Here is a 1661-nt window from a genome sequence, read left to right as displayed (position 1 = left end):
AGCCTGGATCCACCGATGAGGCTGGGCCGATAGCGGCGTGCCGATAGAGAGAATGCCCCTGTGATCAGGGAAAATGGAACTTGCGACAGCAACATTTCCGACCAGATCAAGGAGCATCTCGTAGGTGAAAGTCTCTCACACTCCAGCAGCAATATCCGCGACCTTCGACGACCCGAACCTCGTGTCGGCATCCGGCCTGCTCCCGATCCTCAACCTCGCCGACACAGCCGGTCTCCACACTCTGGCCGACAAACACCTCACCGTGCCCACAGACAAAGGCGCCAATGCAGGAGCGAAGGTGACCTCGCTGGTAGCGGGAATGATCGCCGGTGCCGATTCCATCGACGACATGGCCCTGCTGCGCCACGGCGGCATGAACACGCTCTTCACCGGCCGATACGCGCCCTCGACCCTGGGTTCCTTCCTGCGGACATTCACCTTCGGCCATGTTCGCCAACTCGATGCCATCGCCTCCCGCGCCCTGACCAGCCTGAGTACCCACGCCCCGCTGATTGCCCATGACCCCGACGACTACGTCTACGTTGATGTTGACGACACGATCGTTGAAGTCCACGGACATCAGAAGCAAGGCTCCGGGTACGGGTACTCCGGAGTCCGTGGCCTCAACGCCATCCTGTCCACCGTGTCCACACCCACCTCGGCCCCGATTATCACCGCTCAACGATTGCGCGAAGGCGCGGTCGGATCCCCACGCGGGGCAGCACGCCTCATCAGCGACGCCCTGGCCACAACCCGACGCTTACACGGCCTGGACCGGGCACGGGTCCTGTTTCGAGCCGACTCGGCCTACTACGGACACGCTGCGATCACGGCGGCGATCACCGGTGGGGCTGATGTGTCGGTGACCGCGCGCATGGATGCGCATGTGAAGAAGACGATCGCGGCCATCGATGAGGACGCGTGGCAGACGATTGAGTACACGAACGCGATCTATGACGAAGACAACCAGCGGTGGATCTCATCAGCTGAGGTTGCTGAGATCGACTTCACGGCGTTCGTGTCGAGAAAGAAAAGCGAGCAAGTCACAGGGCGTTTGGTGGTGCGTCGGATTCCCGAGCTCAATCCGAAAGACGTCGATGCCCCGACCTTGTTCGACACGTACCGGTTCCACCCGTTTTTCACCACCAGCGATCTCGATATGGTCACCGCGGACAAGATTCATCGCGGTCATGCGGTGATCGAGCAGGTGAATTCGGATGTGAAGAACAGTGCTTTGGCGCATCTGCCGTCGGGCAAGATCAATGCCAACGCTGCCTGGCTGGTGTTGGCCGTCATCGCGTTCAACCTCACCCGGGCAGCAGCCACGGTCGCCGGAGAAAGGCTAACCAAGGCCACGACGGCAACTATTCGGACCAAGTTGATCAGTGTTCCGGCCCGAGTTGCGACCTCAGCCCGGCGGGTGAGGCTTCACCTGCCGCAAGACTGGCCGTGGGAGACGGAATGGACACGCCTGTTCGCTGCAGCGAATGCTCCACCTGGTCAAGCTGTGGCCTGACCGACCAGCCAGCAACGGCGCGATACGAGGATTTGTAGTGGAACTCTCCGGGTAGCGAGGCCCGGCGATCCCTCCTGCCCGGAACCTGCCCAAACACCGAAATCCAGACCAGCGTGCAGCTTCAGCCTAGATCGGTGGATCGAGG

At 61.4% G+C, this 1661-nt stretch carries 1 protein-coding gene; it reads left to right on the top strand.

Features of this window, described 5'->3' with window-relative positions; translation table 11 throughout:
- Positions 1 to 124: 124 nt before the first annotated feature.
- Positions 125 to 1516, top strand: a complete 1392-nt coding sequence (locus tag INT40_RS20270; protein ID WP_193073270.1) for an IS1380 family transposase — start codon at positions 125 to 127, stop codon at positions 1514 to 1516.
- The last annotated feature ends 145 nt before the right edge of the window (positions 1517 to 1661 follow it).

This window comes from Brevibacterium sp. FME17, assembly GCF_014897515.1.
Classification (GTDB): domain Bacteria; phylum Actinomycetota; class Actinomycetes; order Actinomycetales; family Brevibacteriaceae; genus Brevibacterium.
This window is presented reverse-complemented; position numbering and strand designations above follow the sequence as displayed.